At 70.5% G+C, this 15,257-nt stretch carries 17 protein-coding genes; 9 read left to right on the forward strand and 8 right to left on the reverse strand.

The features are described 5' to 3' along the window. Positions 1 to 47 precede the first annotated feature (47 nt). Positions 48 to 479 carry an Lrp/AsnC family transcriptional regulator gene (locus BUB57_RS12385; RefSeq protein ID WP_073067584.1) on the forward strand — a complete coding sequence of 144 codons (432 nt, stop codon included), beginning with the start codon at positions 48 to 50 and terminating at the stop codon, positions 477 to 479. On the opposite strand, the gene BUB57_RS12390 is transcribed toward BUB57_RS12385, so the two are convergent. Continuing rightward, complete coding sequence (locus BUB57_RS12390; protein WP_073067454.1) at positions 476 to 1,132, reverse strand: winged helix-turn-helix transcriptional regulator; 657 nt, start codon at positions 1,130 to 1,132, stop codon at positions 476 to 478. The two genes, BUB57_RS12385 and BUB57_RS12390, sit on opposite strands and share 4 nt — an antisense overlap. 99 nt (positions 1,133 to 1,231) lie before the next feature. Here BUB57_RS12390 and BUB57_RS12395 point away from each other — a divergent pair, with 99 nt between their 5' ends. From BUB57_RS12395 to BUB57_RS12415, 5 genes are read left to right on the forward strand one after another with little or no spacing between them, the layout of a single operon-like run. Further along, a complete protein-coding gene (locus BUB57_RS12395) occupies positions 1,232 to 1,960 on the forward strand; it encodes a DUF1428 domain-containing protein (RefSeq protein WP_073067456.1) in 729 nt (242 codons plus the stop codon). A gap of 10 nt (positions 1,961 to 1,970) precedes the next feature. Further along, positions 1,971 to 2,762: a VOC family protein gene (locus tag BUB57_RS12400; protein ID WP_073067458.1), complete on the forward strand. Its 792-nt coding sequence runs from the start codon at positions 1,971 to 1,973 to the stop codon at positions 2,760 to 2,762. 9 nt (positions 2,763 to 2,771) lie between these two features. Beyond that, entirely contained in the window at positions 2,772 to 3,404 is a 633-nt protein-coding gene (locus tag BUB57_RS12405) for a glutathione S-transferase family protein (protein ID WP_073067459.1), read from the forward strand. Beyond that, the gene (locus tag BUB57_RS12410) at positions 3,401 to 4,054 is read left to right on the forward strand and encodes a glutathione S-transferase family protein (protein ID WP_073067461.1); all 654 of its coding nucleotides are present in this window, start codon (positions 3,401 to 3,403) and stop codon (positions 4,052 to 4,054) included. Before BUB57_RS12405 ends, BUB57_RS12410 begins: the two co-directional genes overlap by 4 nt. 59 nt (positions 4,055 to 4,113) lie before the next feature. Continuing rightward, positions 4,114 to 7,176 carry a valine--tRNA ligase gene (locus BUB57_RS12415; RefSeq protein WP_073067463.1) on the forward strand — a complete coding sequence of 1,021 codons (3,063 nt, stop codon included), beginning with the start codon at positions 4,114 to 4,116 and terminating at the stop codon, positions 7,174 to 7,176. Positions 7,177 to 7,268: 92 nt separating this feature from the next. Here the strand turns inward: BUB57_RS12415 and BUB57_RS12420 are convergent, their stop codons facing one another. After that, on the reverse strand, positions 7,269 to 8,306 hold the full coding sequence (locus tag BUB57_RS12420) for an NAD(P)/FAD-dependent oxidoreductase (protein WP_073067466.1): 1,038 nt from the start codon (positions 8,304 to 8,306) through the stop codon (positions 7,269 to 7,271). A 50-nt stretch (positions 8,307 to 8,356) separates the two neighbouring features. On the opposite strand from BUB57_RS12420, the gene mnmD reads away from it, so the two are divergent. Further along, positions 8,357 to 9,019 carry a tRNA (5-methylaminomethyl-2-thiouridine)(34)-methyltransferase MnmC2 gene (mnmD, locus tag BUB57_RS12425; RefSeq protein WP_073067468.1) on the forward strand — a complete coding sequence of 221 codons (663 nt, stop codon included), beginning with the start codon at positions 8,357 to 8,359 and terminating at the stop codon, positions 9,017 to 9,019. Here mnmD and BUB57_RS12430 read toward each other — a convergent pair. Then, positions 9,016 to 9,744, reverse strand: a complete 729-nt coding sequence (locus BUB57_RS12430) for a rhomboid family intramembrane serine protease (protein WP_073067470.1) — start codon at positions 9,742 to 9,744, stop codon at positions 9,016 to 9,018. The genes mnmD and BUB57_RS12430 overlap by 4 nt on opposite strands. 118 nt (positions 9,745 to 9,862) lie before the next feature. Here BUB57_RS12430 and BUB57_RS12435 point away from each other — a divergent pair, with 118 nt between their 5' ends. Further along, a complete protein-coding gene (locus BUB57_RS12435) occupies positions 9,863 to 11,131 on the forward strand; it encodes a 4-aminobutyrate--2-oxoglutarate transaminase (protein WP_143159718.1) in 1,269 nt (422 codons plus the stop codon). Positions 11,132 to 11,167: 36 nt separating this feature from the next. On the opposite strand, the gene BUB57_RS12440 is transcribed toward BUB57_RS12435, so the two are convergent. From BUB57_RS12440 to BUB57_RS12460, 5 genes are all read right to left on the reverse strand, one after another. Next, entirely contained in the window at positions 11,168 to 12,022 is an 855-nt protein-coding gene (locus BUB57_RS12440) for an alpha/beta hydrolase (protein WP_234952071.1), read from the reverse strand. Continuing rightward, positions 12,019 to 12,816 (reverse strand): crotonase/enoyl-CoA hydratase family protein, encoded by a 798-nt coding sequence (locus BUB57_RS12445; protein WP_073067474.1) that lies wholly within the window; start codon positions 12,814 to 12,816, stop codon positions 12,019 to 12,021. Before BUB57_RS12445 ends, BUB57_RS12440 begins: the two co-directional genes overlap by 4 nt. 4 nt (positions 12,817 to 12,820) lie before the next feature. Further along, positions 12,821 to 13,747: an AEC family transporter gene (locus BUB57_RS12450; RefSeq protein ID WP_073067476.1), complete on the reverse strand. Its 927-nt coding sequence runs from the start codon at positions 13,745 to 13,747 to the stop codon at positions 12,821 to 12,823. A 70-nt stretch (positions 13,748 to 13,817) separates the two neighbouring features. Further along, positions 13,818 to 14,069: a sulfurtransferase TusA family protein gene (locus BUB57_RS12455; RefSeq protein WP_073067478.1), complete on the reverse strand. Its 252-nt coding sequence runs from the start codon at positions 14,067 to 14,069 to the stop codon at positions 13,818 to 13,820. Between the two features lie 6 nt (positions 14,070 to 14,075). Beyond that, positions 14,076 to 14,567 carry a DUF2478 domain-containing protein gene (locus tag BUB57_RS12460; protein ID WP_073067481.1) on the reverse strand — a complete coding sequence of 164 codons (492 nt, stop codon included), beginning with the start codon at positions 14,565 to 14,567 and terminating at the stop codon, positions 14,076 to 14,078. A gap of 94 nt (positions 14,568 to 14,661) precedes the next feature. Between BUB57_RS12460 and mobA the strand changes: the two genes are divergently transcribed. Further along, the gene (gene mobA, locus BUB57_RS12465) at positions 14,662 to 15,255 is read left to right on the forward strand and encodes a molybdenum cofactor guanylyltransferase MobA (protein ID WP_073067483.1); all 594 of its coding nucleotides are present in this window, start codon (positions 14,662 to 14,664) and stop codon (positions 15,253 to 15,255) included. The last annotated feature ends 2 nt before the right edge of the window (positions 15,256 to 15,257 follow it).

The raw sequence follows: 15,257 nt of genomic DNA on the forward strand, positions 1-15,257 counted from the left end.
GCTCGGTTAAAATGACCGGAACCACCGGCGAAAAGACGACGAAAACCATGGATGACACCGACCGCGCGATCATTGCGCAGCTTGGACAGGATGCGCGCATGTCGGTGGCGGTGCTGGCGCGGCGGCTGAAACTGGCGCGTTCCACCGTGCAGGCGCGGCTGGAACGGCTGGAAAGCTCGGGCGCCATCGCGGGTTACACGCTGCGCCTGGGCGAGGCCGCGCGCGTCACCCGCATCCGCGCCACCTGCATGTTGACGATCGAGCCGCGCGCCCAGCCGGCGATTCTGGCGCGGCTGCGGGCGATGCCGGCGGTCGAGCGGGTGCATACCACCAGCGGCCGGGTGGATCTGCTGCTGCAGCTGGGCTGCGCCTCGACCACGGAACTGGACGAGGTGCTGGACCGGATCGGCAATCTGCCCGGGGTGCGGTCGTCGGAAAGCCTGGTGCATCTGTCGACCAAGCTGGACCGGGCGCTTTAGCCCTCGCCCGGCGGACCCAGCCGGAAACGGTCGATGACCGCCTGCCCCAGTGCTTCGTTGCCGTCGAAACCGATCAGCCCCTGCGCCACCAGCTGCGCCAGCGGCGCCGGGCCATAGACGGCGATGGCCATGGCGTTGGCGGGGCCGCGAAAGATCGCATCGCCCTCGGGGCGGTCGCTGCGGCGGGTGTGCATTCCGGCGCCCGTCAGCGTGGTCGAGAAGATCTCGGCGCCCATGTCGAACCCGGCGTGCAGCAGGTCCCCCGGCCCGGGCCGCAGCATCGATTCCATCGACAGCATCAGCGAGGTCGGGCTGATCGGCAGCCGGTGGTCGTGGCCCGGTACCGCCACCCCCCACTGGCACAGCGCCAGCAGCACCGGGCGCAGCCCCAGCCCGTGGGCGGTCAGCTCATAGACCGGGGCGTTGGCGGGGGCGGGCAGGGTGCGGTGGGTCAGCAGCCCGGCGGCTTCCATCTCTTCCAGGCGGCGGGCCAGCATGTTGGTGGCGATGCCCGGCAGCCCGGCGCGGATCAGGCCGAATCGCTTGGGGCCCAGCATCAGCTCGCGCGCGATCAACAGCGCCCAGCGGTCGCCGATCAGGTCCAGCGCATGGGCGGCCAGGCAGCCTTCGCCATAGGTCTTGCGGTCAGCCATTTCCTGCCGGTCCCCTTTCTCTCTTGTTCTGCTTTACAATTTCTCGCTTGCAAAATGCAAGCACTGTGGCAGCGTAGAAAGACAAAGGGAGGACCAGCCATGACCTATTACAGCGGCTCGGTGGCTGCGGTTCCGGCCGCGAACCGCAACGCCTATCTGGAACATGTCCGCCGCGCATGGCCGCTCATGCGCGAACAGGGCGTCACCAGGATGGTCGAGACCTGGGGCGAGGACGTCCCCCACGGCAAACGCACCGACTTCTATCGCGCCGTGCAGGCGCAAGAGGGCGAGGTGCCGGTGTTTTCCTGGATGGAATGGCCCGACCGCGCCACCTGCGACGCGGCATTCCAGCGGATGATGGCGGACGAAAGCTTCCCCGAGCGGATGGGCGAGGTGCCGTTCGACGGCAAGCGCATGATCTTCGGCGGCTTTGCACCGCTGACCGCCGACGGCACCGACCGCGGCGCGGGCTGGTTCCAGGGCTTCCTGCTGGCGGTGCCTGCCGACAAGCGCGAGGCCTATGCCAGCATGGCCCGCGAGGCGCATGAGCAGATGTTCGCCCCCAACGGCTGCATGGGCACGTTCGAGACCTGGGGCGAGGACGTGCTCCGCGGCAAGCTGACCGACATGTATCGCGCCGTCGAGGCCGAGGACGGCGAGGTGGTGGTGTTTTCCTGGACCGCCTGGCCCGACCGCGCCACCTGCGAGGCCGCGGGCAAGGCGATGGAGGCCTCCATGCAGGGGCAGGAGATGCCCGACATGCCCTTTGACGGGCAGCGGATGATATGGGGCGGCTTTGCCCCGATCTTCGACAGCGACCGCGGTTGAGGGGGGCACCATGACGGATTTTCACGGAAACCCCTGCTGGTTCGAGCTGGGCACCGGCGATCTGGACGGCGCCCGGCGCTTTTACGCCGAGGTGCTGGGCTGGCAGATCGCCGATGCGGGGATGGAGGGCTTCACCTATCTGCTGGCGCAGGCCGATGGCGACATGGTGGCCGGGATGATGGCGCTGGAGCGGCAGGCGGGCGCGCCGCCGCCGAACTGGACCATCTACCTTGCCGTCGACGACTGCGACCAAAGCGCAGAGCTGATCACCGCCGCCGGCGGCACGGTGCTGAAGGGGCCGGCCGACATCCCCGGCACCGGCCGCTTTGCCGTCGCCACCGACCCGCAGGGGGCGGTGTTCGGCATCCTGCAACCCGACATGAGCAGCATGTCCGAGGCCGAGCTGCGCAAGGCCCGCGAAGGCGGCGCCTTCAACCAGCGCAAGGCCGGGCACGGCAACTGGATCGAGCTGATGTCCCGGGACCCCGAGGCGGGGTTCGAGTTCTATTCCTCCCTGTTCGGCTGGACCAAGGGGCAGGCGATGGACATGGGCGAGATGGGCATCTACCAGCTGTTCCGCCGCGGCGGCACCGACATCGGCGCGGTGATGGGCCTGGGCGAGGCGCCGCAGCCGGCGTGGCTGCCCTATTTCGGCGTCGACGGCGTGGACGCCGCCATCGCCCGCATCACCGCCTCGGGCGGGCGGGTGGCCCATGGCCCGCAAGAGGTCCCCGGCGGCGCCTTCATCGCGGTGGCGACCGACCCGCAGGGCGCATGGTTCGCCGTGGTCGGGCCACGCTGAGGCGGCGGGATGCTGACCATCACCACCTTTGACCGCGTGCCGCAGGCGGCGCGCGGCTATGTCCGCGACCTGCGGGTCCGCTGGGCCTGCGAGGAAGCCGGGCTGCCTTATCGCGTCGAGACCGTGCCACTGGACCCGCGCACGCCCGATCATGTCGCGCGCCAGCCCTTTGCGCAGGTGCCGATCCTGCGTGACGGCGGGCTTGTGCTGTTCGAAAGCGGCGCCATCGTGCTGTATCTGGCCGGGCGCTCGGCGGTGCTGATGCCGCAAGACCGCGAACCCGAGGTCACGCAATGGGTGATCGCGGCGCTGAACTCGGTCGAGAGCTGGATCTTTCCGTGGCTGATCGCGCGTTTTCAGCGCGACGAGGCCGCTACCGGCAAGGCGGTCCCGCAGATGAACGTGCGGCTCGGGCAGATGCAGACGGTGCTGGCCGGCCGCGACTGGCTGCTGGACGAAGGCTTCAGCGCCGCCGATTTGATCATGGCCGACGTGCTGCGCATCGTGAACGACGCGGGCGCGCTGGCTGAATATCCGGCGCTCGCGGCTTATGTGGCGCGGGCAACCGCGCGGCCTGCATTCGCCCGCGCCCACGCTGCCCAGATGGCGCATTTCGCCCCCCAGGACGGGGCGCCGGAATGACCCTGACCCTGTGGATGCACCCGTTTTCGTCCTTCTGCCAGAAGGTGCTGATCGCGCTTTACGAAAACGGCACCGCGTTCCAGCCGCGGCTGGTGCGGCTGGAACTGCCCGAAGAGCGCGCGGCGCTGGCCGAGCTGTGGCCGCTGGCGCGGTTCCCGGTGCTGCAGGATGGGGACCGGGTAATCGCGGAATCCTCGATCATCATCGAGTATCTGGACCGCGCCCATCCCGGACCGGCGCCGCTGGTGCCGCCGGACGCGCTGGAACTGCGGTTCATGGACCGGGTGTTCGACCTGTGGGTGCAGGGGCCGATGCAGGCGGCGGTCGCCGACGCGCTGGCACCGCCCGACCAGCGCAGCCCGGCGCGGGTGGAACGCGGGCGGCAGGATCTGGCAACCACCTATCGCTGGCTGAACACCCGCTTGGCCGGGCGCGACTGGGCCGCGGGGGCGGGGTTTTCCATGGCCGACTGCGCCGCCGCCCCGGCGCTGTTCTATGCGCATTGGTTGCAGCCGATCCCCGCAGAGCTGCCGGTGCTGGCCGGATATTTCCGCCGCCTGATGGCGCGGCCTTCGGTCGCGCGGGCGGTGGACGAGGCCCGGCCCTGGCGGCATCTGCACCCGATTCCGCCGGCCGCGGACCTGCCCTGATCCCTTGGCCTCGGCCCGCGCGCACGCTATTGCGTGGACCAAGCAAGGGGACCTGACGCATGAGCATGGAAAAGACCTTCGACGCCGCCACCGCCGAGGCCCGCATCGCGGCAGCGTGGGAGGATGGCGGCGCCTTTGCCGCCGGTGCCAACGCCAAGCCGGGGCAGCCCGCGTTTTCCATGGTGATCCCGCCGCCGAACGTCACCGGCAGCCTGCATATCGGCCACGCGCTGAACAACACGCTGCAGGACATCCTGGCCCGCTGGCACCGGATGCGCGGCTTTGACGTGCTGTGGCAGCCCGGACAGGACCACGCCGGCATCGCCACCCAGATGGTGGTCGAACGCGAGCTTGCGAAAGACCCCGCCAACCCCATCCGCGCCGAGATGGGGCGCGAGGAGTTCCTGCGCCGCGTCTGGGACTGGAAGGCGCAGTCCGGCGGCACCATCATCGGCCAGCTCAAGCGGCTGGGCGCCAGCCTCGACTGGTCGCGCAATGCCTTTACCATGTCGGGCGCCCCCGGCGCGCCCGCGGGCGAACAGGGCAATTTCCACGACGCGGTGATCCGGGTCTTTGTCGACATGTACGACAAGGGGCTGATCTATCGCGGCAAGCGGCTGGTCAACTGGGACCCGCATTTCGAGACCGCGATTTCGGACCTCGAGGTCGAAAGCCGCGAGGTCGACGGCCAGATGTGGCATTTCAAATACCCGCTGGCCGGGGGCGAGACCTATGAATACGTGGAGCGCGACGCCGACGGCAACGTGACCCTGCGCGAGACCCGGGACTATATCTCGATCGCCACCACTCGCCCGGAAACCATGCTGGGCGACGGCGCGGTCGCGGTGCATCCGGGTGACGCCCGCTATGCCCCCATCGTCGGCAAGCTGTGCGAGATTCCGGTGGGGCCGCAGGCGCATCGCCGGCTGATCCCGATCATCACCGACGATTACCCCGACCCCGATTTCGGCTCGGGCGCGGTCAAGATCACCGGGGCGCATGATTTCAACGACTATGGCGTGGCGCTGCGCAATGGCATCCCGCTGTATGCGCTGATGGACGGGCGGGCGCGGATGCGCAGCGATGGGCTGTCCTATGCGGAATCCGCCGCCATCGCGACCCGCGCCGCGGCCGGGGTGAATGTGGGCGACGTGTCCGCGGTCAACCTCGTCCCCGAGGATCTGCGCGGGCTGGACCGGCTGGAGGCCCGCGCCCGCGTGGTCGCCGCGATCAACGCCGAGGGGCTGGCGGTCACCGACGCCGACGGCAACCCCTATGTCGAGCGCAAGAAGATCATGCAGCCCTTTGGCGACCGCTCGGGCGTGGTGATCGAGCCGATGCTGACCGACCAGTGGTTCGTCGACACCGCCGCCATCGTGCAGCCCGCCATCGACGCCGTGCGCGACGGCCGCACCCGCATCCTGCCGGAACAGCATGAAAAGGTGTATTTCCACTGGCTGGAAAACATCGAGCCCTGGACGATCTCGCGCCAGCTGTGGTGGGGGCACCAGATCCCCGTGTGGTACGGGCTGAACCTGGCCGCCGACAGCTTCACCGACGACGAGGGCGACGACGCGCTGAGCCCGATCGAGCTGCTGCGGCTGCTCAATGACGACCAGCTGGTGAGGGCGGGCGACCTGCATCACGCCGCCGCCCATTTCGAGGATCTGGTCGAGGCCTTCCGCGCCGATATCGCCGGGCTGCCGCATCCGCTGCAGGTCTGCCGCGTGATCGAGGTCGCCGACCGCGAGGCGGCGGTGGATGCCTTCGCGCAGGCGCTGGCCGACTATAACCTGACGCAGGACCCGACCCGGCTGGTCTATCCGGTCTGGCGCGACCCGGATGTGCTGGATACGTGGTTTTCCTCGGGGCTGTGGCCGATCGGCACGCTGGGCTGGCCCGAGGATACCGAAGAGCTGCGGAAATATTTTCCGACCGACACGCTGATCACCGGCTTCGACATCATCTTCTTCTGGGTGGCGCGGATGATGATGATGCAGCTGGCGGTGGTGGGCGAGGTGCCCTTCCGCACCGTTTATGTCCACGGGCTGGTGCGCGACGAAAAAGGCGCCAAGATGTCCAAGTCCAAGGGCAACGTCATCGACCCGCTGGAGCTGATCGACGCCTATGGCGCCGACGCGCTGCGCTTTACCCTGACCAGCATGGCCGCGATGGGCCGCGACCCCAAGCTGGGCCCGAAGCATGTCGAGGCGAACCGCAATTTCGTCACCAAGATCTGGAACGCAGTGCGGTTTGCGGAAATGAACGGGGTGTTCGCCGCGCCCGCAGGCCGGCCGCAGCCCGCCCACACCGTGAACCGCTGGATCATCGGCGAGACCGCGCGGGCGCGGATCGCGCTGGACGACGCGCTGGCGGGCTATCGCTTCAACGAGGCGGCGCAGGGGCTTTACGGCTTCATCTGGGGCAAGCTCTGCGACTGGTATGTCGAGTTCGCGAAGCCCCTGTTCGACGGCGAACACGCCGAGGAAACCCGCGCCACCATGCGCTGGGTGATCGAGCAGGCGATCACCATGGCGCATCCGGTGATGCCGTTCGTGACCGAGGAAATCTGGGCGCTGACCGGCACCCGCGACCGGATGCTGGTGCATGGCGACTGGCCCGAATACGGCGCCGAGCTGATCGACACCGGTGCCGACCGGCAGATGAACTGGGTGATCGGGCTGATCGAGGATATCCGCTCGGCCCGCGCGCAGATGGGGGTTCCGGCGGCGGCACGGCTCGACCTGATCGTGACCCAGGCGGATGCGGCCGCGCGCGAGGCGCTGGCGGCGAACGCGCCGCTGATCGAGCGGCTGGCGCGGGTGAATGCGCCCGTGGACGGCACGGCAGGGCGCGGGATGATCGCGGTGGCGGCGCCGGGCGCGTCCTTCGCGCTGCCCATCGGCGAGGTGATCGACGCGAGTGCCGAGGCGGCGCGGCTGGAAAAATCGCTGGCGCGCAGCGAAAAGGACGCCGGCGGCCTGCGCGGCCGTCTGGGCAATCCGCGCTTCGTGGAAAATGCCGACGCCGAGGTGATCGAGGAGACCCGCGGCAAGCTGGCGGCGCTGGACGAGGAAATCGCCCGCACCCGCGCGGCGCTGGAGCAGCTGCGGGCGATGTGAGGCCCATTCGTGCGGGGGCCCGGCGGTGGTGCCGGGCGGCCCGTGCGGTGCCCCAAGTCGGGTATTTGGGCCAGAAAGAAGCCCTTGCCGGATCAGCCGGGGCGGAAGCCTGTCGGGATGCGGTCGGTGCCGTCGAGGATCAGATCGGCCAGCATCTCGGCGACGGCGGGGGCCATGGCGAAGCCGATCTTGAAGCCTCCGTTGGCGATGAAATTTCCGGGGCGGCCGGGCCAGGGGCCGACCAGCGGCGCGCGGCTGGCGGCGCGGGGGCGGATGCCGGCCCAGCGTTCCAGCACCTCGGCCCCGGCCAGTTGCGGGCACAGCGCGCGGGCGCGGGCGATCAGCGTATCCAGCTGCTCGTCGGTGGCGGTATCCTCGTGTCCCGGCTCGCTGGTCGAGCCGATGGCGGTGGTGCCGTCGGCGTGCGGGACCACATGCAGCCCCTCGGCGAACACCTGCGGCGCATCGGGGGCGGCGTGGGCAAGCAGCGCCGACTGGCCCTTGACCCCGTCGCCGGCCTTGTGGCCGAGGTCGCGGCCCAGATCCGCCAGCCCTTGCACGCCGGTGGCCCAGATCGCGCCCTGCGGCAGATCCTGGGGGCGCTGGCGGCCGGCGGATTCGATGATCTCGCCGCCGCTGGCGCGGATCGCGGCAGCCAGCGCAGCGCCGGCCGCGCGGGGCGACAGCCGGGCGGTGAGGTTGTCGGCAAGCCACAGCCCCGAGGCACTGTCGGGCACCAGCGCCCCCGTCGGTGCATCGGTCAGCGTCATGCGGAAGGGCGCGGGCCAGTCCTGCGCCGCGGCCGCGACACGGGCGCGTGCCTGATCCTCGGCGCCCGGGGCCACGGGTTGCAGCCGCCCGTTGCGGGCATAGCCGGGATCGGCACCGCCGGCATCGCGCACCGCCTGCCACCAGCTTTCCGCCGCGATCAGCGCCTCGAGCTGGGTCTGTTTCTTGGGGTTCCACGCCCCCGGCGCATGGGGGGCAAGTGCGCCGACCGTGCCGCCGCTGGGGCCCGCGCCGATACGCTCGGCCTCGATCACCGTCACCCGCGCCCCGCGCCGCGCCAGTTCCCAGCCGCAGCACAGCCCGAAGATGCCGGCGCCGACCACCGTCAGATGTCTTGCCATGGCCGTCGTCCCCCGTCATCAGGATTTGTCGGCACGAGGGGGTAACGCTTATGGGCGGCGACGAAAAGATGCCCCGTGAGGGCGGGATCGAATGGCGGGGCGCGGTCCCGGTCTCGAACGGCTTCGACGACCCGTATTTCAGCCTGGCCGGGGGGCTGGCGGAAACGCGGCATGTGTTCCTGGCCGGCAACGAGCTGCCGCAGCGGCTGCGCCCGGGGTTCCACGTGGCCGAGACCGGGTTCGGCACCGGGCTGAACCTGCTGGCGCTGGCGCAGGTGGCCGAGGTGCCGGTGCGCTTCACCAGTTTCGAGGCTTTCCCGCTGGGGGTGGACGAGCTGGCCCGCGCCCATGCGGCCTTCCCCGAGCTTGCCGCGCTGTCGGCGCAGCTGCGTGCCGGCTGGGGTGCGGCGGGGCTGCAGGTCGGGCAGGTCACGGCCGAGGTTATCCTGGGCGATGCCCGCGAAACCCTGCCTGCGTGGCCGGGGCGGGCCGATGCGTGGTTCCTGGACGGGTTCTCGCCCGCCCGCAACCCCGAGCTGTGGTCGGATGCGCTGCTGGCCGAGATCGGCCGCCACACGGCGCCGGGCGGCAGCTTCGCGACCTATACCGCCGCGGGCCATGTCCGCCGGGCGCTGGCGGCCGCCGGGTTCGAGGTTGCGCGTAGCTCCGGCTTTGCCGGCAAGCGCCACATGAGCCGCGGCATCCTGCGCTAGGGGCGGCGCACCGGCGGGATGCGGCTGGGCGCGAACTGGCTGGGCGGATGCGGCGGCTGTCCGTGGGTGCGGCGCCAGTAGCCCGGGCCGCCCAGCCACAGGAACCGCGCCAGCGTCAGCGCCACCCCGGCGGCGAACCCGCCGGCATGGGCCCAATAGGCGACGCCCGGTCCCACCCCGGCCATGGCGTAGCCCGAGGCCAGCTGCAGCACGAACCACACGCCCAGCATCAGCCAGGCGGGCAGGGTGACCACCCGCACCAGCACCACTACGATGACCAGCACATCCACCCGCGCCCGCGGAAACAGCAGCAGATAGCCGCCCATCACCCCGGCGATCGCCCCCGAGGCGCCGACCATCGGCACGCCGGGATCGGACTCGGCCGCGATCTGCGCCGCTGCGGCCGCCAGCCCGCAGGCAAGGTAGAACAGCAGGAACCCCAGCCGCCCGAACTGATCCTCGAGATTGTCGCCGAAGATCCACAGGAACAGCATGTTCCCGGCCAGGTGCAGCAGCCCGGCGTGCAGGAACATGTGGGTCAGCAGCCCCCACAGCAGCTCTCCTTGCGCGACCGCGGCGGGGTAAAGCGCCAGTTCGGTCCACAGCCGGGCCCCGGCCTCGTCCAGCGGCAGGGTCAGCAGGAATATCGCGACATTCGCCAGGATCAGCGCGATGGTGACCACCGGCCGGCTTTGCGAAGGGTTGTGGTCGCGGATCGGGAACATGGTGCTGCGGGGTCCGGGCGGCGCTGCGCCTGAGTGTCACGGCAGGGGGCTGTTGTGCAACCCGGCAGGTGTTCTAAACATGGCGCGTGTACCCCAGCCGGAGGAGGGCCGAGCCGCCATGACCACCATGACCGACCGCAAGAACGCCGCGATTTCGCGGGGGGTGGGAATGACCACCCAGATCTATGCCGAACGCGCCGAAAACGCCGAGATCTGGGACCGCGAGGGCCGGCGCTACATCGACTTTGCCGCCGGGATCGCGGTGGTGAACACCGGCCACCGCCATCCCAAGGTGGTGCAGGCGGTCAAGGACCAGCTCGACCGCTTTACCCACACCTGCCACCAGGTCGTGCCCTATGAAAACTACGTGGCCCTGGCCGAGCGGCTGAACGATCTGGTCCCCGGCGATTTCGAGAAAAAGACCATCTTCGCCACCACCGGCGCCGAGGCGGTGGAAAACGCGGTCAAGATCGCCCGCTTTGCCACCGGGCGCAGCGCGATCATCGCCTTTACCGGCGCGTTCCACGGCCGCACCTTCATGGGGATGACGCTGACCGGCAAGGTCCAGCCCTACAAGGCCGGCTTCGGGGCGATGATGCCCGACGTCTTCCACCTGCCGTTCCCCAACGAGCTGCACGGCGTCAGCCAGGACGACGCGCTGGCGGCGCTCGACAAGCTGTTCAAGGCCGATGTCGACCCCGCCCGCGTCGCCGCGATCATCGTCGAGCCGGTGCAGGGCGAGGGCGGGTTCTATCCGGTGCCCTCGGGCTTCATGCAGAAGCTGCGGGCGCTTTGCGACGACAACGGCATCCTGCTGATCGCCGACGAGGTGCAGACCGGCTTTGCCCGCACCGGCCGGCTGTTCGCGATGGAGCTGCACGGCGTCAGCGCCGACATCACCACCATGGCCAAGGGGCTGGGCGGCGGGCTGCCGATCTCGGCGGTGACCGGGCGGGCCGAGATCATGGACGCACCGAACCCCGGGGGGCTGGGCGGCACCTATGCCGGCAACCCGCTGGGGGTGGCCGCGGCCCATGCGGTGCTGGACATCATCGAGGAGGAGGGCCTGTGCGACCGGGCCGAGCGGCTGGGCCAGCGGCTCAAGCAGCGGCTGGCAAGCTTGCGCGACGACGTGCCGGAAATCGTGGACATCCGCGGCCCGGGGCTGATGAACGCGGTCGAGTTCAACGTGGCCGGCAGCGACCGCCCGAACCCCGAGATGACGAACCGGGTGCGGGAAGAGGCGCTTGAGCGGGGGCTGATCCTGCTGACCTGCGGGGTCTACGGCAACGTCATCCGCTTCCTGCCGCCGCTGACCGTGCCCGACGCGGTGTTCGACGAGGCGCTCGGGATTCTGGAAGATTCGATCCGCGCCGCCCGCGGCTGAACCAGGGGCAAAAAGGGGGCGCTGCGGCGCCCCCGATCACAACCCGCCCAGCAGCGCCTCGGTCAGCGGATGTGCGGGGTCGGCAAGCCCGGCGATCACGTCCAGATGATGGCGGCCCGGCTCGACGGTCAGGGTCGTGCGCCGGGGAATCCCGGCCCAGGCGGCCTGCAGCAGCTGCGACTGGCGGATGAACACCGGCCGTTCGTCGCTGCCCACCCACAGATGCAGCTCGCACCCCGCAGCCGGCAGGTGGAACAGGGGGCTTTCCGCGCGGACCACCGCATCGTCCAGCCCCAGGTCGCCGCGCATCGCGGTCAGCTGCAGAGGGCGCAGGTCGAACAGCCCCGAGATCGGGAGGCAGCGCGCCACCCGTGCCAGAACCGGCGCGGGCAGGGGGCTGTCGCCGCAGACCAGCCGCGCCGCCAGATGCCCGCCCGCGGAATGGCCGCAAAGCGCGATGGGCCCGGAAACCTCGCCCGCCGCTGCCGCGATCTGTGCGGCGATGCGGTCCCGCATCTCGCGCAGGCCGGCGCCGGGCGCCAGCGGATAAGAGGGCAGCAGCACCGCCCAGCCAAGCGCCAGCGCGCCCGCGGCCAGATGCGAGAACCACGACGGCCCGAACTTCATCCAGTAGCCGCCATGGACGAACACCATCATCCCGCGCGGCTGGCCGGCGGGCAGGTAGAACTCGGCATCGCGATGCTCTTTCTTCTGTCCGAAAATATCCCGGGGGCCCGGGGGCTGGCCCCCGGTTCCACGCTGCCGCTCCCGGAAATCCGCGGCCGCCTGCGCCCAAGCATCGGGAAACCCCGCGCCGCCCGGGATATGGGCGATATTGGCATAGGCGTCGTCCCAGTCGGCGATCTGCGCGACGGTCCCGGCCATGCTCATTCCGGCTTGACCTTGGCGGCGGTGCCCTTGGCGAATGCCTCCAGCCGGGCCTTGGCGGCCTCTTGCGTGTTGACCACGCCCGCGACCACGGCCTCGGCATAGGCCGCGTCCAGCGCGCTCATGTTCTGCATGTGGCTGATGGCCGAGCAGATGGCAAAGTTCGACAGCGGCGGGTTCTGGGCGGCGGCGCGGGCGATCTCATAGGCCTTGGCCTCGGAATCCTCGACCAGATATTGCGCAAGGCCCACGTCCACCGCCTCTTGCCCGCGGTAGAGCCGGCCCGACAGCATCATGTCGATCATCCTTGCCTTGCCGATCAGGTCGGCCACGCGGATGGTGGCGCCGCCGCCGGTGAACAGCCCGCGCTGGCCCTCGGGCAGGCCGAAATAGGTGGTCTGGTCCGCGACCCGGATATGGGCCGAGGACGCCAGTTCCAGCCCGCCGCCCACGACCGCGCCCTTGAGCGCCGCGATCACCGGCACGCCGCCGTATTCCATTTTGTTGAACGCCTCGTGCCAGCGCATGCAGACATGCATGAAATCCGCGGCGCTGCGGTCGGCGTGGTAGTGTTCCACCAGATCCAGCCCGGCGCTGAAATGCGTGCCCTCGCCGCGCAGCACGCAGGCGCGCACCCCGGCGCGGGGCAGCAGCGAGAACACGTCCACCAGCTCTTCGATGGTGGCGGCGTCCAGCGCGTTGCGCTTGGTCGGGCGGTTCAGCGACACCGTGGCGATACCGTCGTCGTCCACCGTGACAGCCAGGTTTTCAAGCTTGAGATCGGACAGGTTGCGCATGGTTTCAGCCTTTCGGAATCAGGTGGATGACATAGGGAATGGTCAGGATGCTGACCGCGGTCGAGATCAGGATCGCGGCCGAGACCCGCTGCTCGGCCAGTTGGAAGTGATGGGCGAGGATATAGACGTTGCCCGCCACCGGCAGCGCGGCGGCGGCGACCATCACCCCCGCGGCGATCGGGTCCACCGCCAGCGCCCAGGCGGCCAGCGCCACCATGACCGGGTGCAGCACCAGCTTGGCGGCGCTGAGCCACGCGGCCGGGCCGACCCGCCGCGCCGGGCGATGCGCGAGCGAGGCGCCGATGGCGAACAGCGCCCCCGGCGTCGCCGCCGCCCCCAGCAGCGACATGTATTGCGCCGCCGGCTCTGGCAGCGGCAGGCGCAGCCCCGACCAGGCCAGCCCCGCCGCCATCGCCACGATCATCGGGTTGCCGGCGATGCCGCGCAGCACCGGCAGCAGCATCCCCACCCCGATCCGCCCGTGCCGCGCGACGGCGACGATCAGGGTGATGAGGGTCGAGAACACCACCAGGTCCAGCGTCAGCACCATCAGCACCGGCCCGACCGCCGCCGGCCCCAGCAGCACCACCAGCATCGGCACCCCCAGAAAGCCGGTGTTCCCGATCATCCCGGTATGGGCCAGCATCGCCGATTCCGCCGGGCCCGCGCCGCGGTTGCGGGCGATCGCCGCCACCAGCAGCCACACCGCGGCCGAGCCGCCCACATAGGCCAGCGCGAATCGCAGGTCGAACAGCGCCGCGATGTCCAGCTGCGCGGCAAAGCCGAACAGCATGGCCGACAGCGCGAAATAGAACACGAAGCGGGTCAGCGCCGCGGTGGCGGGTTCGGAAAACATGCCGATCCGGCCCGCGGCCCAGCCGGTGCCGATCAGCGCAAAGAACGGCAGGGTCTGCAGAAAGATCGCCAGCATGGCGTTCCCTCCTTCGCCTCGGCCGTCACTTGGTGGCGCACAGAACCATTCCCCGCGCGCGGGTGCAAGATCAGCCGCGGCGGACCAGATAGCGGCGGGCGCCGTCGGGCAGGGGGGCCGAGGACAGCAGCTGGTGTCCTGCTTCGGCGCAGAAATGCGGCACGTCCAGCACCGCCGCCGGGTCGGTCGCCTCCAGCGCCACCACCGCACCGGGGGCGGCGCTTTGCAGCGCCCGGCGCAGCCGCAGCACCGGCAGAGGGCAGAGCAGGTGGCGGGCGTCGATCCGGGCCGTGGGGTCGGGGGTCGTTACGGGATCAGGCATGGGGGCTCAGGCCGCGGCGCCGCGGGGGCGCAGGCACCAGTCGGGGGCGTCGTCCCAGTTCAGCAGGGTGGCGTCGCCGCCGGTAAAATCGTGAAAGGCAGGCAGGTAGTCGGGGGCGACCGCGGTCAGCACCGGGATGCCCCGGCTCAGCGATTCGGCGATCAGCTCGCGAAAGCCGCGGCCCAGCGATTCCTGCTTGCCGAACTTGTTGACCAGCACCAGATCCGCGCCCGCCAGCGCCGACAGCGCCAGCCCGACCGCGCGTTCCAGCGCATCCGGGTCCAGCCGGCAGCCCTTCGACCCCGGCCCCAGCGCCTGCGAGATGCGGATCGGGGCCGCATCCGTGCCAAGCACAGCCAGATCCATGGTGCAATCGCCGCCGGTGCTGTTGACCTGAACCGCACCGCCCAGCCGCAGCCCGCGCGCCGCCAGCAGGCGGGCAAGAGCGGCCATGCGGTCGCTGCCGTCGGTATCGTCGTGGATCACATAGCCCAGCATGGCGGCGATCCTACGGCCCGCCCCGCGGCACGGCAAGCGGACGCGAGGCCGCAGCCGCTTGCAGCCCCCGCGGCCCCGGCGCAGAGTGCCGCGCATGGACGGGAATATTGCGGGAATCGTGCTGGCCGGGGGGCAGTCGCGCCGGATGGGCGGCGGCGACAAGGGGCTGCTGGACCTTGGCGGGCAGCCGCTGATCGGCCATGTGATCGCGCGGCTGGGCTGCGCGCGGGCAATCAGCGCCAACGGCGATCCGGCGCGCTACGCGGGGTTCGGGCTTGCGGTGCTGCCTGACAGCATCGCGGACTGGCCCGGGCCGCTGGCCGGGGTGCTGGCGGGGATGGACTGGGCGGCGGCGCGGGGCATTGCGCGCATCGTTACCGCGGCCGCCGACACGCCGTTTTTCCCGCCCGACCTGGCCGGCCGGCTGGCGGGCACGCAGGCGCCGGTGGCGATGGCGACTTGCGGCGGGCAGGACCACCCCGCCTTTGCCGCCTGGGACGTGGAGCTGCGCGAGGATCTGCGCGCGGCGCTGCTGGCGGGGACGCGGCGGATGCGCGGCTGGATGGACGCGCAGGGCGCGGCGCGGGTCGAGTTCCCGGCGGGACCCGCGGGCGCGGATCCGTTCTTCAACATCAACACCCCCGCCGATCTGGAAACCGCCCGCGCGATGCTGGCCGGTACGCCGTGACC

The organism is Paracoccus solventivorans, assembly GCF_900142875.1.
Taxonomy (GTDB): Bacteria; Pseudomonadota; Alphaproteobacteria; order Rhodobacterales; family Rhodobacteraceae; genus Paracoccus; species Paracoccus solventivorans.